Raw genomic sequence first — 24,766 nt, forward strand, 5'->3', positions numbered from 1 at the left:
TTTATTGAGACACCTTGCTCTTCTTTTCTGCTCTTTCACGTTCATTCTTATCAAGAATCTTTTTACGAAGACGGATCGATTCAGGAGTAACCTCACAATATTCATCATCGTTTAGATATTCAAGAGATTCTTCTAAAGTCATGATTCTTGCCTTTTTAATGGTTACGGTTTGATCTTTGTTAGCTGAACGAACATTTGTCGCTTGTTTAAGCTTTGTAATATTAACGGTAATATCATTTTCTCTTGTATGTTCCCCAACGATCATTCCACCATAAATTTCTGTTCCGGATTCAACGAAGATAATACCGCGATCTTCCACTTGCATGATTCCGTATTGAGAAGCTTTCCCTGTTTCCATTGAAACAAGTACACCTTGACGACGTCCGCCAACGCGTCCTTTTTGCAGGGGCTGATAGCTGTCGAATGTGTGGTTGATGATTCCATATCCACGAGTAAGAGTCATAAACTCCGTTGAATAACCGATTAATCCACGTGCAGGTACCATAAACATTAAACGGACCTGTCCGTTACCGTTGTTTACCATATCCAGCATTTCGCCTTTACGTTGACCAAGTGATTCAATGACTCCACCCATATATTCTTCAGGAATATCAATTTGAACACGTTCTACAGGCTCACTCTTCACGCCATCGACTTCTTTTATGATGACCTGTGGTTTAGATACCTGTAATTCGTAACCTTCACGACGCATGTTTTCAATCAGGATGGAAAGGTGAAGCTCTCCACGGCCTGAAACCGTCCATGCATCGGGTGAATCTGTTGGTTCAACACGTAAACTTACATCCGTTTGAAGCTGAGCCAATAAACGTTCTTCAATTTTTCTTGAAGTAACAAATTTACCTTCTCTACCTGCAAATGGACTGTTGTTCACTAGGAAAGTCATTTGAAGTGTAGGCTCGTCAATACGAAGAACGGGAAGTTGATCCTGATGTTCAACAGGACAAACCGTTTCACCGACATTAATATCTTCCATTCCGGAAACAGCGATTAAATCACCCGCTTTTGCTTCTTGGATTTCTTCACGTTTTAAACCGAAGAAACCGAAGATTTTTGTAACACGGAATTGTTTAACTGAACCGTCTAGCTTCATTAATGCTACCTGTTGGCCAACCTTCATTGTCCCTCTGAACACACGTCCGATTCCAATTCGACCAACGTAATCGTTGTAATCGAGCAATGCAACTTGGAATTGCAGTGGATCTTCAGAGTTGTCTACTGGTGCAGGAATATGTTCAATGATTGAGTCATATAAACACTGCATGTTTTCGTCTTGTTTTTCAGGATCCGGATCTGTGCTTGCTGTACCGTTGATAGCTGAAGCATAGACAACCGGGAATTCAAGCTGTTCATCATTTGCATCCAGTTCGATGAATAATTCCAATACTTCATCGATGACTTCTTCCGGACGTGCTGAAGGCTTGTCAATTTTATTTACAACGACGATAGGTGTAAGGTTTTGCTCAAGTGCTTTCTTAAGAACGAAACGAGTCTGAGGCATACAGCCTTCATACGCATCTACTACTAGTAAAACACCATCTACCATTTTCATGATACGTTCAACTTCTCCACCAAAGTCAGCATGTCCTGGTGTATCAAGAATGTTGATACGAGAATCTTTATATTGAATCGCCGTATTTTTCGCTAAGATCGTAATACCGCGTTCTCTTTCCAAATCATTTGAATCCATCGCGCGTTCAGAAACTGTTTCATTTTCGCGGAAGATTCCAGATTGCTTTAAAAGCTCGTCTACTAATGTCGTTTTCCCGTGGTCAACGTGAGCGATAATAGCAATATTTCTAAGGTCATTTCTTAATTTCATATTTCCACTCCTGAATATTGGATTTCTTTATACAATTAAAGATAATATATTTCAGTTCAACTAGACCATTATATCACAGCATTTAAAAAAGCCCTAATAAATATTTCATAAAGCCTTTTCTTCCCACTAAAAGTTTCCATAATATCTTCAATCACATCGTTATGCTACTTTGTATGCTCCAGCCATTGCACAATAGCAAATTGATAGGTAAAATTTAATTGGAAGAGCTATCATAGTTTTTTCTAATGATTTTTTGGGAGGTTTTATCTTGGGGAATATTAAATGGATTTTTGTATTATTTTCTATATTAGCTGCTGTTTCTCTTATGGGAATCGCAGTTTCGATCAGTTTACAAAGCATCCTGCTTGCTATGTTAAGCTTTATTTTTCTATTTATTGTGATGGGGTTCGGTTTCACGACAAAGAAGAAATATCGTGATGAAGGGCGATTGTAGATTAAAAAGGGGAGACGAAGCAATGAAATTGCCCGCCTCCCTTCTTTATTTCTTTCGTTCAAGATAGTCAGTCAAGATGGTTTGGTGCAGTCCGGGTTTTCCTACAAACAGCGAGCTTTTATTCAACGGATTCAGTGGATCCCCATTCAGGTCAGATACAATCCCCCCTACCTCTTCAATCATAATTTTCCCAGCTGCGAAATCCCATGGAGCCAGGCGCATTGTTAAGTAAGCATCCAATCTACCTGAAGCGACATAAGCTAATTCAATGGCAGCTGATCCATAGGAACGTGTTCCCCTTACATCTTTCACGAGTGGTGCAAGGATTGTTCGGTCAATCCGTTTATTCTCAGTCACCCAAAGTGCATTTAAAGCGACAATGGCATCCTGAACCGGTACTGGTTCTAGCTCCGGCAGCTTCACATCATTCATATAAGCTCCGTGTCCTTTATTCGCAAAATACAGCTCATCATGGACGACATCATATATGTACCCTAATTTACCTTCTGCTCCATCATAGATGCCGATAGAGATGGCAAAATTCCGTTGTTGATGAACAAAATTCATCGTTCCATCGATCGGGTCGATTATCCACGTGATACCTGATAGCTCCTTAAAGTCATCGCCATATCCTTCTTCACCGAGGATTTGATGATCCGGGTACGTATTACGAATATTTTCAGTAAAGAAATGCTCTGTTGCTTCATCCATATCGGTTACCAAATCATTTCGATTCGACTTCGTTTTAATATTCAACTCTGTCTTGAATGATTGACGAATTCTTTCTCCGGCTTCCTGTATCCACGTTCTTACATTTTGATCTAGTTCCGTCCAATTTGTCATTGATTATTAGCCTCCAATTTGCGTAACAGAATCTTGTTAAAAAGTACGAATATGGTCGTTTTCAATATATCCCACTCAAACTCCCTCAATAAACAAGAGCCGCAATGAACTTCTTCTATAGCTAAATAGCTTAATGGAAATTAGAGGCAGTTTCAAGTTATTAACCTTGTCGTTCATCTGAAAATTAGATTGTTTAAAAAAGGGATTTTTTTCAACCACAAAAAAGCGAACTCTCTATGCCTATGAGCTCGCCGTCCAATAGTAGAATATTTGACAGTATACTTTATACCCACCTGAAAGGATTAAAGTTTTATAAGGCCTTCATTTTCATTAGTTCTTCCCGAATACTCATGAGTTTCTGTTTGGACTTGGTCTGGGTTTCTTTATTCTTCATTTGAATTGCTTCGAACAATACAGCTAGTTCATAATCCATTTCAAGTCTTAATACATTCATTCTTTGCTGTTGGACATCACGTTTTTTAGAAGTGTTCATTACTTGTTTCATGGCCATACACCCCTTCCGAGTTTTCGATTTATCTGATTGTTCTGATAATATTTACTACATGTTATGAAGTATCATCCAATCTTGTAACTAAAATGTGCAGTCACCCATAGATAAATCAATTCACTACAAGCTTGTACCTCATTATGGTAAGATATTGGTGGTTATAAGGAGGATACAACATGAAATTTAATGGTTTTACACAAGAAGATTTTCAAGTTTTCACGATTAACGGGTTAGAAGATCGAATGACTGCCATTCAAGAACAGATCAGACCTAAGCTCGATTATCTAGGCGATCATTTTGCACCCACTTTAAGCGCATTAACAGGAACGGAGATGTTTCACCATGTGGCTAAACATGCACGTCGCTCGGTTAACCCTCCTGATGATACATGGGTTGCGTTCGCGAACAACAAACGGGGTTATAAAAAACATCCACATTTTCAGATAGGGTTATGGGAAACCCATGTTTTTGTCTGGTTCGCTATGATCTATGAAGCTCCAAATAAAGTTGAATTCGGTAAAAAAGTTGAAGAAAATGCAGATAAGATTAGATCATTAATTCCTGGTCACTTTGTTTGGTCTGGTGATCATACAAAGCCAGAAGCTACCCCTTTTTCTTCGATGTCACAAGATGAATTCATCGCTTTAAGTGAAAGAGTACAGAATGTTAAAAAAGCTGAGCTTCTTTGCGGACTTCATCTGGACAGGGATACAGCTGTTAAGCTGAATGGTGATGAATTCATTCAAGAAGTTAACAGTGCCTTTGAAACACTTTTACCCCTTTATAAAATGAACTAAACCATATAACGGTTAGGAATAATGCAGAAAAACGACTGCCCAAAATGGCAGTCGTTCTTTTAGTTTAGTTCATTGAAATTCTGTCAGCGTCCTGATGCTCCTTCATCTTCTTTACGACACGATAGGATGAATAGCCACTGGATTCTTCAAATTCATTACATATTCTCTTTTCATCTGCTTTACCAGGGACGATTTCTTTAAATCGCTTGTAACGATTCATAAGGTCATCTCTAGAGACACCTTTTTCATAAGCTTTCTCGATTGCTTCGAAAAAGGCGACAACATCGATGACTTCCTCTGTTGACCAGTCTATATCAAAAGGATATTGATATTCCATTGTTTACAACAACTCCTTGAATGATGATGTATTAATTCCATTTCTTACGGATGCCCTCTGCTTGTGAGATCATTCGTTGAATGAGATCTTTAACTGATGGGATGTCATTGATCAATCCCATCACTTGTCCTGCCCACGCAAACCCTGAGTCTACTTTTCCATCATAAATGTAACGTTTATTGGCTTCACCGCTTATGTATGCTTTTAATCCTTCGTAGCCAGCGTTCGATGATTCAGCATCCAGTATCTGTTTGGTCCACGAGTTTGAAATGGCCCTTGCCGGTGCCCCTAAAGATCGTTTGATGACTACTGTACCATTCTCGTCCCCTTCAATCAAGGTACGCTTATAAACTTCAGATGCATGTACACATTCCTTTGTAGCAATAAATCTCGTACCCATTTCAACTCCCTCTGCACCGAAGCTGAGAGCAGCCATCAATCCCCTTCCGTCCCCGACGCCTCCGGAAGCAATGACCGGAATGGAAACGGAATCCACCACTCCGGGAATCAGGACGAATGTACCAATATCATCTTTCCCCAGATGACCTCCTCCTTCTTGTCCAACAACCATCACTGCATCCGCACCGAGCTCTTCCGCTTTGATTGCCTGTCTTTTCGAGGCGACCAACACAAGCTTAACAATGTCTTTTCCCTGGAGTTGTTGAAACAGGGGAGTCGGGTTCCCTCCTGTCACGGAAACGACTGGCACTTTTTCTTCAATGGCAACGTCAACAAACTCGCTAAAGGGGCGTCCGTGTTGACCGATGGCAAAGTTCACCCCGAACGGTTTATCTGTTAAAGACCTTACCTTCAGAATTTCTTCTCGTAACTGATCAGGATTGTCCAAAGACATGGCAGTGATCTGGCCAAGACCACCCGCATTCGACACAGCCGCAGCCAGTTCTGCATATGCCAGATGGGCAAGCCCCCCTTGTATAATTGGGTATTGAATGTTTAATAGCTCTGTTACTCTCGTTTTCCAATTCAATTAAATCCCTCCATTCACTGAACTATTCTTGATAAAGCAGGGAAAATCCTTTTCTTGATAGGACCATAATAAAAAAGAGTTACTGAAAGACAGTAATGTATGATCAATGGTGGCAAAATATTAAAATGGATGGGCATATGCCACTATGCAAAGATTTTCTTAAGTGCTATAATTCATTTGTTTGTTGAAAATATAGTAAGAAAAATTATGAAATCATGTGCAAAATCCTATATAATAATAACTTTAGCATGGCTATTATATATGCGATAAAGAATATAAAGAGGTGTTGAATGAATTGTCTCAGAATGAAACGCCGTTATTTTCCGGCTTAATTGAACATAGTAAAAAAAATCCCGTCCAATTTCACATTCCCGGTCATAAAAAAGGTGCAGGTATGGATCCTGTATTTAAGGATTTTATCGGAGAAAATGCCCTTTCCATTGATTTGATTAACATCGGCCCTTTAGATGATTTACATCAGCCTAAGGGGATGATAAAAGAAGCTCATGACCTTGCAGCCGAAGCGTTTGGTGCCGATCATACTTTCTTCTCTGTTCAAGGAACGAGTGGTGCCATCATGACAATGGTCATGAGTGTATGTGGGCCCGGAGACAAAATCATCGTTCCCAGGAACGTCCATAAATCCGTTATGTCTGCCATTGTTTTCTCAGGGGCAACACCGATCTTTATCCATCCGGATATTGATGAAGACCTGGGTATCTCTCACGGAATCACAACAGATGCCGTAGCAAAAGCATTGGAACAAAATCCGGATGCCAAAGGTGTGCTGGTCATCAATCCAACTTATTTCGGGATTTCTGCAGATCTCAAAAAAATTGTAGAAATCGCTCACTCGTATAATGTTCCAGTACTTGTGGATGAAGCTCATGGCGTTCATATACATTTCCATGACGAACTCCCCCTTTCAGCAATGCAGGCAGGTGCTGATCTGGCGGCTACCAGTGTTCACAAACTAGGCGGTTCTATGACTCAGAGCTCTGTCCTTAATATGAAAGAAGGACTTGTTTCACCGAAACGGGTGCAAACCATTTTAAGTATGTTGACGACTACCTCGACTTCCTACTTATTACTCGCTTCCCTCGATGTTGCAAGAAAACGGCTGGCCACTGAAGGTCGCGAGCTCATCACCAAGACGATAGAACTGTCACAGGAGATCAGAAGGCAGATCAACGAAATTGACGGTTTATACTGTGTAGGCGAAGAGATCCTTGGGACGAAAGCCACTTATGCCTACGATCCAACAAAGTTGATTGTGTCGGTGAAAGACTTAGGAATAAGTGGATTTGATGCCGAAAAGTGGCTGCGGGAAGCTCATAACATTGAGGTTGAAATGTCTGACCTTTATAATATCCTTTGCATCATCACTCCTGGTGACACTCATGTGGAGGGGGATCAATTGGTCATGGCTTTACAGGAGCTGGTGATAAGCCTTAAAAAACATGGAGATATGACACCAGTTAAGGTTATGCTGCCTGACATACCTGTTCTTTCCATTACACCCAGAGATGCTTTTTACGCAGATACCGAGGTTATTCCGATTGATGAGTCTGTCGGAAGAACAATCGCTGAATTCATTATGGTTTATCCCCCAGGAATTCCGATTTTCATCCCCGGTGAAATCATCACTCTGGAAAACATCAACTATATTAAAACCAATATAGAAGCAGGTCTGCCAGTACAGGGACCTGAAGATTATGATTTACGTCACTTGAGAGTCATTAAAGAGCATAGAGCGATAAGATGAACAAAAAAGGATGAAGAAGGCCCCACCCTTCTTCATCCTTTTATTTATAAGAACCCCTTTAAGACATTTTCACTCCCTGCACCCCTTAGCAGGTTTCAGTCGTCTAATTCTTTGTCGTCGTTGCAATCACAGCAGTTAGAGAATAAAACAGAAACCTTCTCATCCTCATAGTGATCGATAGTGTTAAGGCATGATTGACATACAATTGTTCCCATCTTTTTTCCTCTCCTTCACGATGTTTTTTTGTAAACGCTTTATCTTATCTGCTTCTATAATAATATAACACATTTAAAATATCAAGCCTATTTGTATAACATATTTAACTTTTTATTCTCTTAATCAATCATACTATTAATTAATAAATTATATGTAAGTGTTTTCATTGACATACCTGATTATTATGTGAGTTTATACAATGAACTTTGTATGGGGAAGAATAAATAAATAAAAGCTGCGCGAAAGAAGGCTTCTTTCACGCAGCTTATTAGCATTATTCAACGGTCTTTATTCTATTTGGATCCAAGGTTTCATATCCCTTATCCCGCAGGCCCTTTACGATATCGGGTAACCCCTCGCTTGTCCATGTGCGATCATGCATGAGCAGGTTTGCCCCGTCATTCAGGTAGGGGCTGTTAACCATAATATCGGTGATTGCTTCTTTGTTCTGATATTGCTTTTCCCAATCATATCCGTATGTCCAGTTCATTAGTGACATCTTTTCTTCTGCTGCAATTTGTCGGCTATAGTCAGTATTTTGACCAAATGGAGCCCTGAAGAATTTAGGTCGTTCTCCAATGATGGATTCAATGAGATCATTTAATGACACAATTTCTTCTTTTTGCTTTTCAGGAGAGATTTCTTTCAGACTGCTGTGACTATAAGTGTGATTGCCAATCGCAAACCCCATATCATGAATCTTTTTTAACGTCTCTTTTTCTTCTGGTGTATCAAGAAAATGACCATTAACAAAGAAGATAGCCGGAGCATTCAGTGCTTTGAGATCATTTGCCATTTGTAGTGCATGTTGATCCGGTGCATCATCGATCGTAAGGAGAACCACTTTTGGATTCGCATCACCAATAGGATTAATGCTCCAGTTATTTTCATTGATCGTATAGTCCTTTGATTGAACCGCCTCTTCTGATGGCTCAGTTTTTTCTTCTTGTTCATTTTCGCTTTTTTGTGAAGCGTCCCCCTCACTTGTCTTATCGCTCTCTTTGTCCACTTCAGACTGATCAGGCTTATTGGCTTCTTCATGGGTGGTTGTTGGTTCACTCGAGCACGCTGTTAATAGTAGTAGAGTTAAGCCAGATGCTATAATCTTTTTCATGTCTATCACCTTTCCGTATTCACTTTGAATATTTTAACATATTCTTAAGTAAACTTGGGAAAGAATTAAAATATTTCCATTATATTTTCAAATACTACTTTGAAGGCAAAAAAGCACGTTAAACTGAATGACGTTATAAATAAGGTCAGCTTCCTTGACTGAACGATTTTCTTCGCAGCAATAAACGCCAAGTAAAAAAATATAACAAACATGATCCACTTATATTCTAAATGATCCTTATCAGACATCCATTCAGCTATATAAAAAACACTCCATAAAATCATTTGAACCAAAAAAGCAATATACGATTTCATGTTCATTACATCCTTTAAATGATTTATTTTAAACTTCTTCTTTTTATTTACCCCTATTCATGGATTGAAACCTTTTGCTTATTTAATAAGGCTCTTTTCGTAGAGATTGTTGTTTTCTAGCATAGAATCTGCCAGGGCTCTGTCAACCAGGTTTATGCCAGATGGTGAGGGGAACTGCTCCGCTTGCAGCTAGCGTTCGGCCGAGCCTCCTCAGCTTAGCCGAACGGGGTCTCGGCACGACCAAAATCCGCCGGAGTCTGCGCAGTTCCCCTCACCATCTTTAACAGTTTTTTCATGACAGAGCTTCAAGGTGTGCAAGAAAACAATGTAATTAGAAAAAAATAATTCTTCTTCCTTAAAAGGAAATTCAATCTTTACTTACCTTTAATAAGTTTGTTTGCTAAAAAGCTCGTTTAAATTGTTTTCGATTTAGGATTCATGCTCAGAAAGTTGATTGTAGCGGAAGGAGGCTCGACTCCTGCGGGAATAGCTGGACAGTACGAAAAGCGGAGGGGCTTGCCCAGGGGCGACAAGCATAAGACGAGTCTGCCGGAAAGGCGCTCTTTGCCTTTTTGGCAGACTTGGCTTATGACCTCGAGCCCCTAAGCCCCGTAGCTGGACAGGTGAGACCCCGGAGGCGCAGCCGAGGAGGCTCACCGCCAGCCCCGCGGAAAGCGAGCATCCTGGAGCGGAAATCAACTATTATCTCCTCTACAATAGCAACAAACTATACGAAAAGAGCCCTTAATAAAGACGATGAGTAGCCTTCAATCATCGTATTAATATAGTATATTCTTTTATGATTACTTTCATTATGTATGTCTTTTCAATTATGTAACATTTCAATGACTTGACCCTTTTATGATTTTTCATATGATAAAATGTGACTGAAGATCAGTAAAAAAGTCATTAATTTACAAATTAAAAGTTCATAGCATCGTTTAAGAAAAGAGGATGATGTATGAAACATATACTCGCTTTAGCAATACTAATCATTTCCACGATGTTGCTTTTGACTTCATGTGATTATATTTCTTCCAACAAAGTTGTTTTAGCAGAAGATCAGTTTATAGAAAAACAGGTTATCTTTTTTACCGATGAACGAAACGTCTCCAAAGAAATACCCTACTATGATGCAATCATTGAACTAAAAAAACAGTACCCTGATAGCCTTAAACGATTAAAGGTAGTGAGCCTTAATACCGAAGTACCTAATAAAATAGCAGATTCTCCCCCGACTTCACCAGCAATCGTTGTTGTAGAAAACAATCAGGTCATATGTAAAGTGGAAGGCGATATTACTAAAGAAGACATAATAAGGCCCGTTTCAAGTGCAATCCAAAGTTGGGATCAATAATTTTCGTGAAAAATAAAAAGGGATTGAAGCCAAAACGCTTCAATCCCTTTTTATTAGTACCAAATAGTAAAAGGAGTATCCCCGATTTCCGGGATACTCCTTTATTAATTTACATTATTTTACGATGTGAATCGGGCTACCCATAGCAACTTCTGCTGCTTCCATGGAAATCTCACCTAATGTTGGGTGAGCATGAATAGTCATTGCAACATCTTCAGCCGTCATACCGGATTCAATAGCCAGTCCAAGTTCAGCAATCATGTCTGATGCTCCTGCACCAACGATTTGTGCTCCGATAATTAAACCGTCTTCTTTACGAGTTACAAGCTTCATGAAACCATCTGTAGCATTCAGTGCCAATGCACGGCCATTAGCGGCAAATGGGAATTTAGCAGCGATTACTTCGATGCCTTCTTCTTTCGCTTGAGCTTCAGAATAACCTACTGTAGCTAATTCCGGATCTGTGAAGCACACAGCTGGAATACCAAGGTAGTCGATTTCTGCTGGTTCACCAGAGATGACTTCCGCAGCAATTTTACCTTCGTAAGAAGCTTTGTGAGCAAGTGGTGGTCCATCTACGATGTCACCGATCGCGAAAATGTTCGGGATGTTCGTGCGGCATTGCTTATCAATTTTGACAACTCCGCGGTCTGTCATCTCGATACCAGCCTCTTCAAGACCGATTTCATCCGTATTCGGGCGACGGCCTACCGTTACTAGAACATAATCAGCTTCAACAGATTTCTCTTCGCCTTTTACTTCATACTTAACGACAACGCCGCTGTCACTTTCTTCAACGCCTTTAGCCATGGCTTTGGTAACGACCTCTACGCCTTTTTTCTTAAGATCTTTTTTCACAATTGCTGTCATTTGCTTTTCGAATCCGCTAAGAATATCGTCAGCACCTTCTAAGATTGTTACTTGAGATCCAAGATTTGCATACGCAGTACCAAGCTCAGTTCCGATGTAACCTCCACCGATAACTACAAGCTTGCTTGGGATTTCTTCCAATGCAAGGGCACCTGTAGAATCAAGTACGCGTTTTGAGAACTTGAAGCTAGGGATTTCAATCGGGCGCGAACCGGTTGCAAGAATCAAGTTTTTGAACTTGTATGTTTGGGCAGAGTTATCGTCCATCACACGAAGTGTATTAGCATCTACAAGGTAAGCTTCACCGCGAACGATTTCTGCTTTGTTTCCTTTAAGGAGACCTTCAACACCACCAGTTAATTTCTTAACAACACCAGCTTTCCACTCTTGAACCTTATCAAAGTTCACTTTTACGTTTTCAGCAACAATACCCATGTCATCAGAGTGTTGAGCATTGTGAAAACGGTGACCCGCTGTGATCAAAGCTTTAGATGGGATACAACCAACGTTTAAGCATACTCCACCTAAATTTTCTTTTTCGATGATCGTTACTTTTTGTCCAAGTTGTGCTGCACGGATTGCAGCTACATATCCTCCAGGACCTGATCCGACTACTATCGTATCTGTTTCAATTGGGAAATCTCCTACTACCATTGTATTACGCCTCCATTAATAATAATTCTGGATCGTTCAACAAACGCTTGATATGGTTAAGTGCATGTTGAGCAGTAGCTCCGTCGATCATACGGTGATCGAAGCTCAATGATAATGCTAACACAGGTGCTGCTACAATTTCACCATTTTTAACTACAGGTTTTTCTGCAATGCGTCCAACTCCAAGGATTGCAACCTCTGGGTGGTTGATTACCGGAGTAAACCATTGTCCACCGGCAGAACCAATATTCGTGATTGTGCATGAAGCACCTTTCATTTCATCACCAGAAAGTTTACCATCACGAGCTTTTCCAGCTAGTTCGTTAATTTCATTTGAAATTGAGAACATAGATTTACGATCAGCATTTTTCACAACAGGTACTAATAGACCTTTGTCAGTATCTGCAGCGATACCAATGTTGTAATAATGTTTTTGAACGATTTCGCTCGTTGAATCATCAATGGATGTATTTAGTGCCGGATATTCACGTAAGGCACTTGTTAATGCTTTAACGATATAAGGTAAGAATGTTAATTTAATACCTTTTTCAGCTGCAACTTCTTTGAACTTCTTGCGGTGAGCCCAAAGTTTCGTTACATCGATTTCGTCCATTAATGTTACGTGAGGTGCTGTATGTTTAGAGTTTACCATTGCTTTCGCAATTGCTTTACGCATACCACTCATTTTCTCGCGAGTTTCAGGGTATTCACCTTCTGGGGCTTTAGGTGCTGCCGCTTTAGAATCAGCTTCTGGGGCTTTTTCTTCTGCTTTCGCTTCTTCAGCAGTTTCAGCCGGCTTAGAATCTCCGTTTAAGAAAGCATCGATATCTTCTTTAACGACACGTCCGTTTTTACCCGAACCGGATACTTGGCGAATCTCCACACCGTTTTCTCTCGCATACTTACGAACGGAAGGCATAGCGATGACACGCTTATTAGGATCAACCTCTGCGTCAGCAGCACTTTGATTCACACCTTCAGATTTCTCTTCAGCAGCTTCTGGTGATGCATCTTTCTTGACATCTTGACCTTGTTCTGCTGTTCCTTGAACTTGACCTTCTGTTTTCTCGTCAGCTTTAGGAGCTTCTTTCTTCTCGCCATCGTCACCTTTGAACTGAAGATCTTCGTAACCAGGTGCATCGAACTTAATCAGTGTATCACCTACAACTGCTACAGTACCTTCGTCAACAAGAAGCTCTTCAACTGTTCCTGCTACCGGAGATGGAATTTCTACTACTGCTTTATCATTTTGGACTTCACATAGTACATCGTCTTCTTCAACTTTATCGCCAGGCTTAACAAACCATTTTACGATTTCACCTTCATGAATACCTTCACCAATGTCTGGTAATTTGAATTCGAATGACATGGACTCTACCTCCTGTATTGAATAATGATTAAAAATAGATGAATGTAAAACTTATATCTGTCTAATTTTCTTATATCTATAATTGGAAAAGAGAAGGGTGGAATGCCCTTCTGTTTTCACTTGAATATTAAGGGGGGCATGAATGCTCCTCACCCATTAAAAGTTAAGTACTTTTTTCGCCGTTTCAAGAACATCTTTGTGGTTCGGTAACCAGATTGGCTCCGCTTGGGAGAATGAGTACACTGTATCTGGCGCCGCTACTCGAAGCACCGGAGCTTCAAGGCTAAGAATTGCACGGTCATTGATCTCAGCTACAACGTTCGCTGCAATACCGGCTTGTTTTTGAGCCTCTTGAACAACAATGGCACGGTTCGTTTTTTCAACAGATGCCATGATTGTGTCGATATCCAATGGGCTTACTGTACGTAAATCGATTACTTCAACAGAGTGGCCTTCTTTTTCAAGCTCTTCAGCCGCTTTTAAGGATTCGTGTACCATAGCTCCGTAAGTGATGATGGAAAGGTCTGTACCTTCACGTTTCACATCCGCTTTACCAAGTTCGATCGTGTATTCCTCTTCAGGAACCTCTTGACGGAATGAACGGTATAATTTCATGTGCTCCAAGAAAATGACAGGGTCATTATCACGGATAGATGAAATTAATAAACCTTTTGCGTCATAAGGTGTTGATGGAATAACAACTTTCAGACCAGGTTGCTGAGCCATCAATCCTTCTAAGCTGTCCGCATGAAGTTCTGGAGTATGTACTCCACCACCGAATGGGGAACGGATTGTGATTGGAGAAGTATACGTTCCACCTGAACGGTAACGCATACGCGCCATTTGTCCACTTACCGAGTCCATTACTTCATAAACGAAACCGAAGAACTGGATTTCAGGTACTGGACGGTAACCTTCTAATGCTAAACCGATTGCTAAACCACCGATTCCTGATTCTGCTAGTGGCGTATCGAATACACGGTCTTCACCGAATTCTTTCTGAAGTCCTTCCGTTGCACGGAATACACCACCGTTTAGACCTACGTCCTCACCAAAAACTAAAACGTCTTCGTTGTTGCGTAGTTCTGTGCGCAGTGCATCAGTGATCGCTTGAATCATTGTCATTTGCGCCATGGCTTATTTCGACTCCTTTTCTTTGTAGATTTCTAATTGTTCTTTCAAGTTGTACGGAAGCTCTTCATACATGTTGTTAATGAAATCAGTAACTTTCTGTTTAGGAGTTCCATCTGCTTCTTTAATCGCTTGTTTGATATCTTCTTTCGCTTCTTCGATCACTTCGTTTTCTTTCTCTTCACTCCATAATCCTTTAGCCTCTAAGAATTTACGGAAGCGCACCAATGGATCTTTCTTTTCCCAGTCAGTATCCATTTCTGAAGTACGATAGCGAGTTGGATCATCACCAGCCATTGTATGTGGTCCATAACGATAGCAAAGTGTTTCAATCAGTGAAGGACCTTCACCATTTACAGCACGGTTACGAGCCTCTAATGTAGCTGAATACACTGCTAATGGATCCATTCCATCCACTAAGATACCAGGGATACCAGCAGCAACTGCTTTTTGAGCGATTGTACGGCCCGCTGTTTGCTTATCACGTGGTGTTGAGATGGCGAACTGGTTGTTTTGAACAACGAAAATCGCTGGAGCTGCGTACGCACCTGCAAAGTTAATTCCTTCGTAGAAATCACCTTGTGAAGAACCACCGTCACCTGTATATGTAACGGCAACAGCTTTCTTACCACGTTTCTTAAGACCTAATGCCACCCCGGCAGTTTGGATGTATTGAGCACCGATGATGATCTGTGGTGATAATACATTCACTCCTTCTGGAGGCTGGTTTCCTTTAAAGTGTCCACGTGAGAATAAGAATGCTTGAGCTAACGGAAGTCCGTGCCAAACGATTTGTGGAACATCACGATATCCAGGCAGGATCCAATCTTCCTTCTCTAAAGCAAAGTGAGAAGCAATTTGTGAAGCCTCCTGTCCAGCTGTTGGTGCATAGAAACCTAAACGTCCTTGACGGTTCAGGGAGATTGATCTCTGATCAAGAATACGAGTATAAACCATGCGACGCATTAATTCCTGAAGATCCTCATCAGAGATCTCCGGCATTGCGTCTTCGTTTACTACTTCGCCTTCTTCGTTCAAAATTTGGAACATTTCAAACTTGTCTTCAATTTGTTCGAGCGTCTTAACTGCATCGAATTGTGCCTTCTTTGATTTAGAAGCCATCGAAGTCACCTATCCTTTCTTTATACATTTATTTTGGTTTTTTTACATACAAAGTTTAGATTACCCAAATTCAGTATGACCTACCACAATACTTGCGGATACACACACTATTACTAGTTTTCCACAAATACCAAGAAAGAAAACCCGAAATTACATTCGAGCTTATCTGTATCAGTCATAATGTCACATTGACTAATACAATCCATGAATACCTTTACTAGTTTACAATATAGAAATTCAGGAAGTCAACGACAAAGTATTATAAATTCTTGTTTCCAAGTGATCCCGAAAAATATTTCTACCAATTCTTTTCAAAACTGTATCAATACTCATTTAAAATCTGTTATATATAAACACCTGTAACAACTTTATCTGTTATAGAGTAAGGATGCCACCAATCTCCTATACTCCGTTATGATCTTGTGCACTACAAAGGATTTGGATAATTATTACTGCGTACAAAGACAAAAAAAGTGATAGTCGAGTAAGTTTTTCTCGTCTATCACTTTTTATGCTTCTTTATTCTGATTCTTTTACATCAAGACCGGCACTCGAATAAAATGTTTGTTTCAGATTATTGAATTCTTCTGTCTTTTTATTATAGTCCTCATTATAATTCACTATTTTTTCATATTGGTCATTAATAGAGGAGATTTGTTTCTCGAGCTCTTCCATTGTGAGCTCTTTCTTTTTGAACATATTATAAAGTTCTTTATCCAGAGATAGCGCATCCAGATAAGAAGATGTTAGCTTTTCATGAAGCTGATAACGCTCTTCCATCGTTTGTTTCAGCTTTTTTGCTTCCTTTTTAAGATCCTGGCTTTCTAACTTATCAACAAATTCGTCTGCTTTCGCAAACTCTTCCTCGGCTTCGCTCATGGACGTACGTTCTTTTTCGATATAGTCTTTTCTTTTTTTGATGTTGTCCAGAGCTTCATCGGAAAGCTTTACAATTTGGTCAAACTCTTTCATCCCAAGATCCATTATCTTAGTGTATATCTCTTTTTCTTTTTCTTCTAATTCTTGAAGAGGTTTTTGAACGTCAACATATTGACCTTCTTTAGATACTGTTTCTTCAAGAACATTGTACATATTCTCTTCGGGTGAAGAACCACCGACACAGCCCATTAATGCAAAGATTGCGGCTCCTAAAATGAAAGCAAAACGAAATTTCGACACAACTAGATCCCCCTTAACTATTTACCACCTTCTACTATATCTATGTCTACAACATTTGACAATAGGGATTTACAACTGTGGAAAAAAATGTCGATTAGACTATTCTTCCTAGTAGAATAAATATGTCATTTACCCAGTGAGTATTCCACTTTATAATAAATCTCATTCATTAACTTTTCCGGAGTAAAATGATAGACTATTATCATACATAATAGATAATTTTAATGAATAAAGTAGAGAAACAATTGATCAAAAGGCCTTGTCTGTAAGTGTCCTGTAAAAGTCATGTTACGACTTCATATTCTTATCTCTACCGTATCTGAGGAGGAAAATCAATGATTACGATGAATGACATCATCCGTGAGGGTCACCCTACATTAACAATGGTGGCAAAGGAAGTGGCTATACCGCCATCAAAAGAAGACCAGGAAACATTAAGAAGCCTATTGGAGTATGTAATAAACAGCCAAAATCCTGAAACTGCAAATAAGTATGGGCTCAGACCCGGGATTGGCCTTGCTGCACCCCAAATCAATATTTCCAAACGGATGTTAGCTGTCAATGTGACAGACAATCAAGGAAAACTATACAGCTATGCTTTATTCAACCCGAAAATTATCAGTCACTCAATCGAGAAAGCTTATTTAACATCCGGTGAAGGATGCTTGTCGGTAGACAGAAATGTACCCGGGTTTGTTCCCCGCTATGCCAGAGTGACAGTAAAGGGCTGGGATATGGATGGAAACGAAGTGAAGCTGCGTTTAAAGGGACTGCCATCCATTGTGTTTCAACACGAAATCGATCATTTGAATGGGATTATGTTCTACGACCATATCAATCCAAAGAACCCATTTGAGCCGATTCCTGATGCGATTGCCATTGAAAGATAATAGAAAAAGACTTCTTCCCGTTATCAGAAGAAGTCTTTTTCGTTATACATTATATTAATTCAAGTTTCTTCAAACCATGATATATTCCATCGTCATCGACGTGTTTCGTGATCAAATCTGCATGTCTTTGTACTTCTTGTACAGCATTCCCCATGGCAACTCCAGTACCAACGGATTGAATCATTTCAATATCATTTAATCCGTCCCCAAACGCATAAACATCTTCCATTTTAAAACCGAGCTTCGCGATCATCTTTTTGATGCCTTCTGCTTTGGATCCACCCCTTGGCAGGATATCCATGGAAAATTGATGCCAACGTATGAACGTGAAGTCACTGTATTTCTCCCGGTAAAAGCTCTCATCTTCCTTTGTACAAAATAACAAGGATTGATAAATATCTCTATCCTTATAGAAATCCGGGGCATAATCTGGATGTGGAAATTTTAAACTCCCCATACTCTCTTCAATATATTTATGGTGCTTCTGGTTTGACTTCATCGTTTGATGATTTAAGTGAACCACCGGATGTTCCTTCGTATACGCATCCTCAAGCAACTCTTCTAGCGTCTTGATTTGTAATGGATTTGTGTAGATTACCTCATTTTCAAAAACCACATACTGCCCATTAAAGGAAACAAAGGACTCGATTCCTAATTCCTCCCTCAGGCTCTCATACATGAATGGAGCCCTGCCAGTTGCAATTGCTACATAAGTACCTCTGGATTGTAATGTTTGGATGGCTTCTTTCGTTGCTTGTGGCAGCTTCTTATCATGGTCAAGCAGTGTACCATCTATATCGAAGAAAACTATTTTAGACATATCTGTTCTCCTTTTCATTCGTAATCGATCATCAGTTTTACACGTTGTTTAAAGTAATGCTTTGTGGCATAAATGTCAATGAATGAGTATACCTGCTTTCTATTACCAAACTTAACCATGTAAGAGATTCAATAAATTCCGTACAATATAAGTAAGACAACAGAGACTTCGGTATTATCTTTCCTTTACTTCAAAGGAAAATCTCGGTAAACTATTGATAAGGAGTGATCCACCATGTTAAAAAAGCTTAGAAAGAAGCTTTTAAAACAGTGGAAAGAATTGCTTAGAAAAAAAACGATTGCATAATATTTCATGCTGCCGAACGAACTTATGCAGCTACACTACTAAAAAACATGCAATTCGGCTATACTGTCATACGTTTACACAAATAATAAGGGACTGATGCCACTAGTGAGCTTTTTCGTCTCCATTGGTTCAGTCCCTCTTCTCTATTTTGTAATGATTTAATGAAGGATTCTCTCAAAAACTTTATTTACACGAAAGAATCCTTTATAATTTATAGCATACATAAACAAGATGATTCATCCCTACTTAAATGATAGGTTCATTTAGAAGAGTTAGAGTGAGGACCGTCCACTATGGTAAATTCTCGTGAAAGATTTATTTCACTCGCCTTTCGTCCTTATCGAAAGGTCGCCCTGTGTTAAGGAAATGATTCCTTGATTAATCGTTTTTTTACCACAGGGCGTAAATGAGCCATAAATGAACATAGTAACTGTTCAGACCATAATGGTATATCTATACCTATTAGCAGGGAAGCTAGCCCTCTAATGTCCAGCTCCAGCGTCAAGCCCTATTCGTCATACCATATCCATCAACCGGAGACTGGTTTTATGCCAATAGGTGCATAGGCGCCGCTTATGTTATGTTAGTTGATAACTTTTTTATCATAGATGAAAGTTAGATTTTTTGAAAACGGATAAGGAGAGAGAAAAGACATGATTTTTAAAGTATTTTATCAAGAAAGTAAAGCAGAAGTGCCTGTTCGCGAATGCACTCAATCTCTTTACATGAAAGCAGATTCAGAACGTGAAGTACGCCTGAATTTAAAAGACAAACCGTATAATATTGAATTCGTACAAAAGCTAGAGGGCGCTTTTTTAGAGTATGAAGAAAACCATCATTCTTTCGAGTTGGAGCAATAATCAATGAAATTTGTCAAGAATGACCAAACCGCAGTATTTGCCCTTGGCGGTTTAGGTGAAATCGGTAAAAACACATACGGCGTACAATTCCAAGACGAAATCATCCTGATCGATGCAGGAATCAAGTTCCCTGAAGACGAACTCCTCGGTATCGATTACGTAATCCCTGACTATACGTATCTGGTGAAGAATGCGGATAAAATCAAAGGCCTTTTCGTGACACACGGACACGAAGACCATATTGGTGGAATCCCCTATCTACTGCGTGAATTAAACATCCCGATATACGGCGGGAAGCTCGCATTGGGACTTATTAAAAACAAGCTTGAAGAGCACGGTCTATTAAGAAATGCGAAACTCAATGTCATCCAGGAAGATGACATCATTAAATTCCGCAAGACGTCCGTAACCTTCTTCAGAACGACTCACAGTATTCCGGATTCATACGGGATTGTTGTGAAAACACCACCTGGTAATGTTGTACACACAGGTGACTTTAAATTTGATTTCACGCCGGTCGGTGAGCCCGCGAACTTAACCAAAATGGCTGAAATCGGAAAAGAAGGCGTTCTTTGTCTTCTATCTGATAGTACGAACGCTGAAGTTCCAAATTTCACAATGTCGGAACGTAAAGTCGGAGAAAGCATCAATGACATTTTCCGCAAAGTGGACGGTCGTGTTATATTCGCTACTTTTGCTTCTAATATTCACCGTCTTCAACAAGTGGTGGAAGCAGCTGTCTTTCATAATAGAAAAGTCGCTGTTTTCGGAAGAAGCATGGAAGCGGCCATTACAATCGGTCAAGAATTAGGGTATATTAACGCCCCTAAAGATACATTCATTGAGCATAACCAGATTAATCGATTACCCGCGAATGAAGTCGCGATATTATGTACAGGTTCCCAAGGTGAACCAATGGCTGCATTATCAAGAATCGCAAACGGTACTCACCGTCAAATTCAGATCCAGCCTGGCGATACCGTTGTATTCTCTTCTTCACCGATTCCTGGAAATACGATCAGTGTAAACCGCACAATCAACCTATTATATCGTGCTGGAGCAGAAGTCATTCATGGACCATTAAGTGATATCCATACATCTGGTCATGGTGGACAACAAGAAATGAAGTTAATGCTCCGCCTGATGAATCCAACCTTCTTTATGCCGATACATGGTGAATTCCGCATGCAGAAGATGCACGCCGAGCTTGGTGTAGATTGTGGGGTACAGCCTGAAAACTGCTTCATAATGGACAATGGTGAAGTCCTTGCATTGAGCAATGACTCCGCGCAAGTAGCTGGGAAAATCCCTTCTGGAAACGTCTATATCGATGGAAGCGGTATTGGTGATATCGGAAATATCGTCCTTCGCGATCGCCGTATCCTTTCAGAAGAAGGATTGGTCATTGTCGTTGTAAGCATCGACATGAAGGATTTCAAGATTGCTTCCGGCCCGGACCTTATCTCAAGAGGTTTCGTATACATGCGTGAATCAGGTGACCTTATTAATGAAGCACAAACGCTTATTTCTAAACATCTGAACAAGGTTCTTGAAAGAAGAACATCACAATGGTCAGAAATCAAGAATGAAATCACAGACACACTGGCTCCATTCCTATATGAAAAAACAAAACGACGTCCGATGATTTTACCAATCATCATGGAAGTCTGATCAATCAAAAGAAGAGGCTGACCCGATTTGGGGCAGCCTCTTTTGTATTATTATAATACCTTTTTTTCAAAACGGTTAATATCCGTATCTGCACCGATTACAATCAGGATATCGCCTTCACGAATTTGTTCATCTGCTTGGGGAGACACAATAATATCTTTTTGTCTCTTAATCGCCACGATATTGATTCCAAATTGAGCACGGATATCCAGATCGATTAATGAATTCCCACTCAGATTTTCATTCGCCACAATCTCTACGATGGAGTGTTCATCCGACAGCTCCAGATAATCCAATACATTATTCGAAACGATATTATGAGCGATCCTTCTTCCCATATCACGTTCTGGATGAACGACTTGGTTCGCACCTATTTTCCGCAATACTTTTTCATGATAATCATTTTGAGCCTTAACGGTAATTTTTTTAACCCCGATTTCTTTCATCATCAAGGTGGTTAAGATACTCGATTGGATATCGTCTCCAATAGCCACAATGACGTGATCGAAATTTCTGATTCCCAGGCTTTTTAAAACGGATTCGTCCGTTGCATCTGCCACTACCGCATGAGAAGCAATGGAAGAGAATTCATTAACTTTGTCTTCATCCTGATCAATCGCCATAACCTCCATGCCTTGATCTGACAATGAACGGACAATACTGCCCCCAAATCGTCCCAAACCAACAACCACAAACTCTTTTTTCACCATACATCCCCCCGCACTTTCTATATCCTTTATTTTAGCATAAAAAAAAGGAGAAAATGAAATTTCTCCCTGTAGTCCTCAGTATTAAATTTTGAAGGCTTAGTAGATCGATCATTTATTGCCTTTTACATAATCAGCATCAAATAAAAACAGTCTCATTAACAGATATAAAGATGGGATCAATAATAGCAAGCCTGCTATAAAGACGATGACCAGGGCCATTCCCATCGTTGGATTCGTCACACTGGTTTCTATCGTAATAAATGGTTTTAGTATATAAGGTAAATGCGAAGCACCATAGCCAAAAAAGGCAAAGAAGAACTGCAGCATAACCAAAATGAATGCCGTTCCAAAATTTTTCCGCATATAAATCATTAGAGATGCACCAAAGAAGCAAAGAAGTGACAACCCAAACATCCACCAAATATCAATCGCCTTCTCAAAATGCTCTGCATTATGCTCTCTCAACGATACAAACACTACTAAACTCGCCAGAATCGTAGGAGGACTCCAAAATAGGGAAAACGTCCTTAATTCCTCCCTGGAAGCCATATCTCCTGCACGGTTGGCATAATAGGTTAGAAATGTCGCACTGATAAACAACACTGATACAATGGAAAGGGCCACTACACTCCACGAATAGGGGCTGGTAAAAAGCTCCTTGGCGAGGAAGATGACCTTATCTCCCTTCTCTTCCAGGAATCCACCTTCTGAAATCGTTAATGCCGTGGATAAGGAAGCAGGTATTAATAACCCGGTCGCCCCATATAAAAACAGGTACACGATATTGTCCTTTGACCCGTAATTACCGAAAGCATAGAAACTTCCTCTTATGGCTAATAAAATGATGGCGATACTTCCCGGAAGTAATAATGCCGTTCCATAATAGTAGGCTGTGTCAGGAAAGAATCCGACAAGGCCCACAAAGAAGAAGACAAAAAAGACGTTTGTTACTTCCCATACCGGAGAAAGGTATCTGCTAATCAAAACGTTCAAGGTATGCTCCTTGCCCTTCATTCTTCCATAAAAGGCGAAGAAGCCGGCTCCAAAATCAATCGAAGCTACTATCAGATAACCATAAAGGAAAATCCACAATACGGTAATCCCCACAACTTCCAAACTCATACCCATTCCTCCCTTAAAGCTTCAAGCCCCTTCTTCTCAGGCTGCCTGAAAAGAAGGAGTACTTCTATATCTGCTTAACTCGCTTTCTTTGGAAAACGTTGTTCTAATTCCGCCTCTGCAGGCTTGTTTTTAAACATTTTAATCAGTACAACCACACATATCACGCCAAGAAGGATATAGAGGCCTACAAACAATGCAAACGTCAAGCCTACTCCATCGGCTTTCGTTGCCGCATCCGCCACTTTCATATACCCTCTCATAATCCATGGCTGTCGACCCACTTCGGCATAGATCCAACCAAATTCAATCGCCAGCATCGCAAGTGGTCCACTTGCAACAATTCCCCATAGAAGCGGCTTATTCCATTCATTCCGCTTCTTCCACTTCCAGAATAGAATAAATGCCGCTGAAATAAAGATACTGTAAAACCCAATGGATACCATCAGGTCAAACATATAGTGAACCCATAAAGGAGGCCGCTCATCTTCAGGAAATTCATTCAGACCTATAACCTCTGTCTCAAAAGAACTCCCGGCAAGAAAGCTTAAGAATCCAGGTAAGCGGATCTCATTATGGACCTCATTATTTTCATCCAGAGTTCCGAATACGATCAAGTCAGCATTCTCTTCGGTTTCAAAATGCCACTCCGCAGCAGCGAGCTTTTCAGGCTGATACTCGGCAAGAAATTTCGCAGATAAATCCCCTGCCAGAGCTGTGGCAAAAGCGAAGATCAAAGCAGAAACCATCGTTAAACGCAGGGCTTTCTTATGATATTCCCCGCCTTTCTTACGAAGAATCGCGAATGCCGTAATCGCCGCCAACACTAATGCCGATGTTAAATAGGCAGTCGTCAATACGTGAAACACTTTCGTAGGCGTGGCCGGATTCAGCATCGCAGCAATCGGGTCGATATTAATCGCTTTCCCATTTTCTAATTCAAATCCTTGAGGAGTGTTCATGAACGCATTCACCGTTGTAATGAACAGTGCAGAGGCCGAAGAACCAATCATAACCGGAATCGTCAACAGCCAGTGAATCCACTTATTCTTAAAACGGTCCCAAGTATAAAGATAGATTCCTAAAAAGATAGCCTCAAAGAAAAACGCAAAAGTTTCCATAAATAATGGCAGTGCAATCACTTGTCCGGCAACCTGCATAAATGAAGGCCACAATAAGGACAGCTGCAACCCTATCGCTGTACCCGTTACAACCCCCACCGCAACCGTAATCGTAAAACCTCTTGCCCACCTTCTTGCAAGCAAAAGATAATGGGGATCATTTCGTTTGATTCCCATAAACTCCGCAATGGAAATCATAATCGGCACCCCTACCCCAATCGTCGCAAAAATAATATGGAATGCAAGGGTTGTCGAAGTGAGCATTCTACTCAAAATCACACCATCTAAAACCATTCTATACTCCCCCTACTGATCTACTTACTATCGTAAATAACTCTTTTCTACTGTTTATCACTTATTGTTCATTATAAAACCTGAAATTGAGTTTGTGATATGTTGAACATGAATATT

24 protein-coding genes are annotated in these 24,766 nt (G+C 40.2%); 7 read left to right on the forward strand and 17 right to left on the reverse strand.

The features are described 5' to 3' along the window. Window position 1: 1 nt before the first annotated feature. A complete protein-coding gene (typA, locus tag ACXAF2_RS19150) occupies window positions 2-1,840 on the reverse strand; it encodes a translational GTPase TypA (RefSeq protein WP_475141023.1) in 1,839 nt (612 codons plus the stop codon). Between the two features lie 268 nt (window positions 1,841-2,108). Between typA and ACXAF2_RS19155 the strand changes: the two genes are divergently transcribed. Further along, window positions 2,109-2,294 (forward strand): YlaF family protein, encoded by a 186-nt coding sequence (locus ACXAF2_RS19155; RefSeq protein ID WP_475141025.1) that lies wholly within the window; start codon window positions 2,109-2,111, stop codon window positions 2,292-2,294. A 45-nt stretch (window positions 2,295-2,339) separates the two neighbouring features. Here ACXAF2_RS19155 and ACXAF2_RS19160 read toward each other — a convergent pair whose 3' ends face one another. Both ACXAF2_RS19160 and ACXAF2_RS19165 read right to left on the reverse strand, forming a co-directional pair. After that, window positions 2,340-3,137, reverse strand: a complete 798-nt coding sequence (locus ACXAF2_RS19160) for an inositol monophosphatase family protein (RefSeq protein ID WP_475141026.1) — start codon at window positions 3,135-3,137, stop codon at window positions 2,340-2,342. A gap of 310 nt (window positions 3,138-3,447) precedes the next feature. Further along, window positions 3,448-3,642 (reverse strand): hypothetical protein, encoded by a 195-nt coding sequence (locus tag ACXAF2_RS19165; protein ID WP_113968360.1) that lies wholly within the window; start codon window positions 3,640-3,642, stop codon window positions 3,448-3,450. A gap of 179 nt (window positions 3,643-3,821) precedes the next feature. Between ACXAF2_RS19165 and ACXAF2_RS19170 the strand changes: the two genes are divergently transcribed. Continuing rightward, window positions 3,822-4,442 carry a YktB family protein gene (locus ACXAF2_RS19170; protein WP_475141028.1) on the forward strand — a complete coding sequence of 207 codons (621 nt, stop codon included), beginning with the start codon at window positions 3,822-3,824 and terminating at the stop codon, window positions 4,440-4,442. Window positions 4,443-4,506: 64 nt separating this feature from the next. Here the strand turns inward: ACXAF2_RS19170 and ACXAF2_RS19175 are convergent, their stop codons facing one another. After that, entirely contained in the window at window positions 4,507-4,779 is a 273-nt protein-coding gene (locus ACXAF2_RS19175; RefSeq protein WP_475141030.1) for a UPF0223 family protein, read from the reverse strand. A 31-nt stretch (window positions 4,780-4,810) separates the two neighbouring features. Next, window positions 4,811-5,767 carry an NAD(P)H-dependent flavin oxidoreductase gene (locus tag ACXAF2_RS19180; protein WP_475141032.1) on the reverse strand — a complete coding sequence of 319 codons (957 nt, stop codon included), beginning with the start codon at window positions 5,765-5,767 and terminating at the stop codon, window positions 4,811-4,813. Between the two features lie 295 nt (window positions 5,768-6,062). On the opposite strand from ACXAF2_RS19180, the gene ACXAF2_RS19185 reads away from it, so the two are divergent. Then, window positions 6,063-7,532 carry an aminotransferase class I/II-fold pyridoxal phosphate-dependent enzyme gene (locus ACXAF2_RS19185; protein WP_475141034.1) on the forward strand — a complete coding sequence of 490 codons (1,470 nt, stop codon included), beginning with the start codon at window positions 6,063-6,065 and terminating at the stop codon, window positions 7,530-7,532. 95 nt (window positions 7,533-7,627) lie between these two features. Here the strand turns inward: ACXAF2_RS19185 and ACXAF2_RS19190 are convergent, their stop codons facing one another. The 3 genes from ACXAF2_RS19190 to ACXAF2_RS19200 form a co-directional block, all read right to left on the reverse strand. Beyond that, window positions 7,628-7,747, reverse strand: a complete 120-nt coding sequence (locus ACXAF2_RS19190) for a GapA-binding peptide SR1P (protein WP_148968604.1) — start codon at window positions 7,745-7,747, stop codon at window positions 7,628-7,630. Window positions 7,748-8,022: 275 nt separating this feature from the next. Then, window positions 8,023-8,862: a polysaccharide deacetylase family protein gene (locus tag ACXAF2_RS19195; RefSeq protein WP_475141036.1), complete on the reverse strand. Its 840-nt coding sequence runs from the start codon at window positions 8,860-8,862 to the stop codon at window positions 8,023-8,025. 65 nt (window positions 8,863-8,927) lie between these two features. Continuing rightward, complete coding sequence (locus ACXAF2_RS19200; protein WP_149158218.1) at window positions 8,928-9,176, reverse strand: hypothetical protein; 249 nt, start codon at window positions 9,174-9,176, stop codon at window positions 8,928-8,930. A 961-nt stretch (window positions 9,177-10,137) separates the two neighbouring features. Here ACXAF2_RS19200 and ACXAF2_RS19205 point away from each other — a divergent pair. Beyond that, window positions 10,138-10,533 (forward strand): hypothetical protein, encoded by a 396-nt coding sequence (locus ACXAF2_RS19205; RefSeq protein WP_475141037.1) that lies wholly within the window; start codon window positions 10,138-10,140, stop codon window positions 10,531-10,533. 114 nt (window positions 10,534-10,647) lie between these two features. Here the strand turns inward: ACXAF2_RS19205 and lpdA are convergent, their stop codons facing one another. From lpdA to ACXAF2_RS19230, 5 genes are all read right to left on the reverse strand, one after another. After that, entirely contained in the window at window positions 10,648-12,057 is a 1,410-nt protein-coding gene (gene lpdA / locus ACXAF2_RS19210; RefSeq protein WP_475141039.1) for a dihydrolipoyl dehydrogenase, read from the reverse strand. A 4-nt stretch (window positions 12,058-12,061) separates the two neighbouring features. Continuing rightward, a complete protein-coding gene (locus tag ACXAF2_RS19215; RefSeq protein ID WP_475141040.1) occupies window positions 12,062-13,426 on the reverse strand; it encodes a dihydrolipoamide acetyltransferase family protein in 1,365 nt (454 codons plus the stop codon). A 156-nt stretch (window positions 13,427-13,582) separates the two neighbouring features. Continuing rightward, window positions 13,583-14,560 (reverse strand): alpha-ketoacid dehydrogenase subunit beta, encoded by a 978-nt coding sequence (locus tag ACXAF2_RS19220; protein WP_044337544.1) that lies wholly within the window; start codon window positions 14,558-14,560, stop codon window positions 13,583-13,585. A 3-nt stretch (window positions 14,561-14,563) separates the two neighbouring features. After that, window positions 14,564-15,679, reverse strand: coding sequence for a pyruvate dehydrogenase (acetyl-transferring) E1 component subunit alpha (pdhA, locus tag ACXAF2_RS19225; protein WP_148968598.1), 1,116 nt, complete (start codon window positions 15,677-15,679; stop codon window positions 14,564-14,566). A 519-nt stretch (window positions 15,680-16,198) separates the two neighbouring features. Further along, complete coding sequence (locus ACXAF2_RS19230; RefSeq protein WP_475141042.1) at window positions 16,199-16,858, reverse strand: YkyA family protein; 660 nt, start codon at window positions 16,856-16,858, stop codon at window positions 16,199-16,201. A gap of 335 nt (window positions 16,859-17,193) precedes the next feature. Here ACXAF2_RS19230 and def point away from each other — a divergent pair, with 335 nt between their 5' ends. Next, complete coding sequence (gene def, locus ACXAF2_RS19235) at window positions 17,194-17,748, forward strand: peptide deformylase (RefSeq protein WP_475141044.1); 555 nt, start codon at window positions 17,194-17,196, stop codon at window positions 17,746-17,748. A 49-nt stretch (window positions 17,749-17,797) separates the two neighbouring features. Here def and ACXAF2_RS19240 read toward each other — a convergent pair whose 3' ends face one another. Beyond that, window positions 17,798-18,568 (reverse strand): Cof-type HAD-IIB family hydrolase, encoded by a 771-nt coding sequence (locus tag ACXAF2_RS19240; RefSeq protein WP_475141045.1) that lies wholly within the window; start codon window positions 18,566-18,568, stop codon window positions 17,798-17,800. Between the two features lie 959 nt (window positions 18,569-19,527). Here ACXAF2_RS19240 and ACXAF2_RS19245 point away from each other — a divergent pair. Continuing rightward, window positions 19,528-19,734, forward strand: a complete 207-nt coding sequence (locus tag ACXAF2_RS19245) for a DNA-dependent RNA polymerase subunit epsilon (RefSeq protein ID WP_475141047.1) — start codon at window positions 19,528-19,530, stop codon at window positions 19,732-19,734. A gap of 3 nt (window positions 19,735-19,737) precedes the next feature. Then, the gene (gene rnjA, locus ACXAF2_RS19250) at window positions 19,738-21,405 is read left to right on the forward strand and encodes a ribonuclease J1 (protein WP_475141048.1); all 1,668 of its coding nucleotides are present in this window, start codon (window positions 19,738-19,740) and stop codon (window positions 21,403-21,405) included. Window positions 21,406-21,455: 50 nt separating this feature from the next. Here rnjA and ACXAF2_RS19255 read toward each other — a convergent pair whose 3' ends face one another. The 3 genes from ACXAF2_RS19255 to ACXAF2_RS19265 form a co-directional block, all read right to left on the reverse strand. Next, a complete protein-coding gene (locus ACXAF2_RS19255) occupies window positions 21,456-22,112 on the reverse strand; it encodes a potassium channel family protein (RefSeq protein ID WP_148968818.1) in 657 nt (218 codons plus the stop codon). Between the two features lie 111 nt (window positions 22,113-22,223). Beyond that, the gene (locus ACXAF2_RS19260; protein ID WP_475141050.1) at window positions 22,224-23,237 is read right to left on the reverse strand and encodes a cytochrome d ubiquinol oxidase subunit II; all 1,014 of its coding nucleotides are present in this window, start codon (window positions 23,235-23,237) and stop codon (window positions 22,224-22,226) included. Between the two features lie 74 nt (window positions 23,238-23,311). After that, window positions 23,312-24,649, reverse strand: a complete 1,338-nt coding sequence (locus ACXAF2_RS19265) for a cytochrome ubiquinol oxidase subunit I (RefSeq protein WP_475141052.1) — start codon at window positions 24,647-24,649, stop codon at window positions 23,312-23,314. Between the last annotated feature and the right edge of the window lie 117 nt (window positions 24,650-24,766).

It is taken from the genome of Rossellomorea sp. ABR4_004, from assembly GCF_056159585.1.

What these genes read in the sequence shown, in the direction of transcription:
- typA (WP_475141023.1), bottom strand. Translation starts at nt 1,840, where the DNA reads ATGAAATTAAGAAATGACCTTAGAAATATTGCTATTATCGCTCACGTT.
- ACXAF2_RS19160 (WP_475141026.1), bottom strand. Translation starts at nt 3,137, where the DNA reads ATGACAAATTGGACGGAACTAGATCAAAATGTAAGAACGTGGATACAG.
- ACXAF2_RS19165 (WP_113968360.1), bottom strand. Translation starts at nt 3,642, where the DNA reads ATGAAACAAGTAATGAACACTTCTAAAAAACGTGATGTCCAACAGCAA.
- ACXAF2_RS19170 (WP_475141028.1), top strand. Translation starts at nt 3,822, where the DNA reads ATGAAATTTAATGGTTTTACACAAGAAGATTTTCAAGTTTTCACGATT.
- ACXAF2_RS19175 (WP_475141030.1), bottom strand. Translation starts at nt 4,779, where the DNA reads ATGGAATATCAATATCCTTTTGATATAGACTGGTCAACAGAGGAAGTC.
- ACXAF2_RS19190 (WP_148968604.1), bottom strand. Translation starts at nt 7,747, where the DNA reads ATGGGAACAATTGTATGTCAATCATGCCTTAACACTATCGATCACTAT.
- ACXAF2_RS19195 (WP_475141036.1), bottom strand. Translation starts at nt 8,862, where the DNA reads ATGAAAAAGATTATAGCATCTGGCTTAACTCTACTACTATTAACAGCG.
- ACXAF2_RS19200 (WP_149158218.1), bottom strand. Translation starts at nt 9,176, where the DNA reads ATGAAATCGTATATTGCTTTTTTGGTTCAAATGATTTTATGGAGTGTT.
- ACXAF2_RS19205 (WP_475141037.1), top strand. Translation starts at nt 10,138, where the DNA reads ATGAAACATATACTCGCTTTAGCAATACTAATCATTTCCACGATGTTG.
- lpdA (WP_475141039.1), bottom strand. Translation starts at nt 12,057, where the DNA reads ATGGTAGTAGGAGATTTCCCAATTGAAACAGATACGATAGTAGTCGGA.
- ACXAF2_RS19215 (WP_475141040.1), bottom strand. Translation starts at nt 13,426, where the DNA reads ATGTCATTCGAATTCAAATTACCAGACATTGGTGAAGGTATTCATGAA.
- ACXAF2_RS19220 (WP_044337544.1), bottom strand. Translation starts at nt 14,560, where the DNA reads ATGGCGCAAATGACAATGATTCAAGCGATCACTGATGCACTGCGCACA.
- pdhA (WP_148968598.1), bottom strand. Translation starts at nt 15,679, where the DNA reads ATGGCTTCTAAATCAAAGAAGGCACAATTCGATGCAGTTAAGACGCTC.
- def (WP_475141044.1), top strand. Translation starts at nt 17,194, where the DNA reads ATGATTACGATGAATGACATCATCCGTGAGGGTCACCCTACATTAACA.
- ACXAF2_RS19240 (WP_475141045.1), bottom strand. Translation starts at nt 18,568, where the DNA reads ATGTCTAAAATAGTTTTCTTCGATATAGATGGTACACTGCTTGACCAT.
- ACXAF2_RS19245 (WP_475141047.1), top strand. Translation starts at nt 19,528, where the DNA reads ATGATTTTTAAAGTATTTTATCAAGAAAGTAAAGCAGAAGTGCCTGTT.
- rnjA (WP_475141048.1), top strand. Translation starts at nt 19,738, where the DNA reads ATGAAATTTGTCAAGAATGACCAAACCGCAGTATTTGCCCTTGGCGGT.
- ACXAF2_RS19260 (WP_475141050.1), bottom strand. Translation starts at nt 23,237, where the DNA reads ATGAGTTTGGAAGTTGTGGGGATTACCGTATTGTGGATTTTCCTTTAT.
- ACXAF2_RS19265 (WP_475141052.1), bottom strand. Translation starts at nt 24,649, where the DNA reads ATGGTTTTAGATGGTGTGATTTTGAGTAGAATGCTCACTTCGACAACC.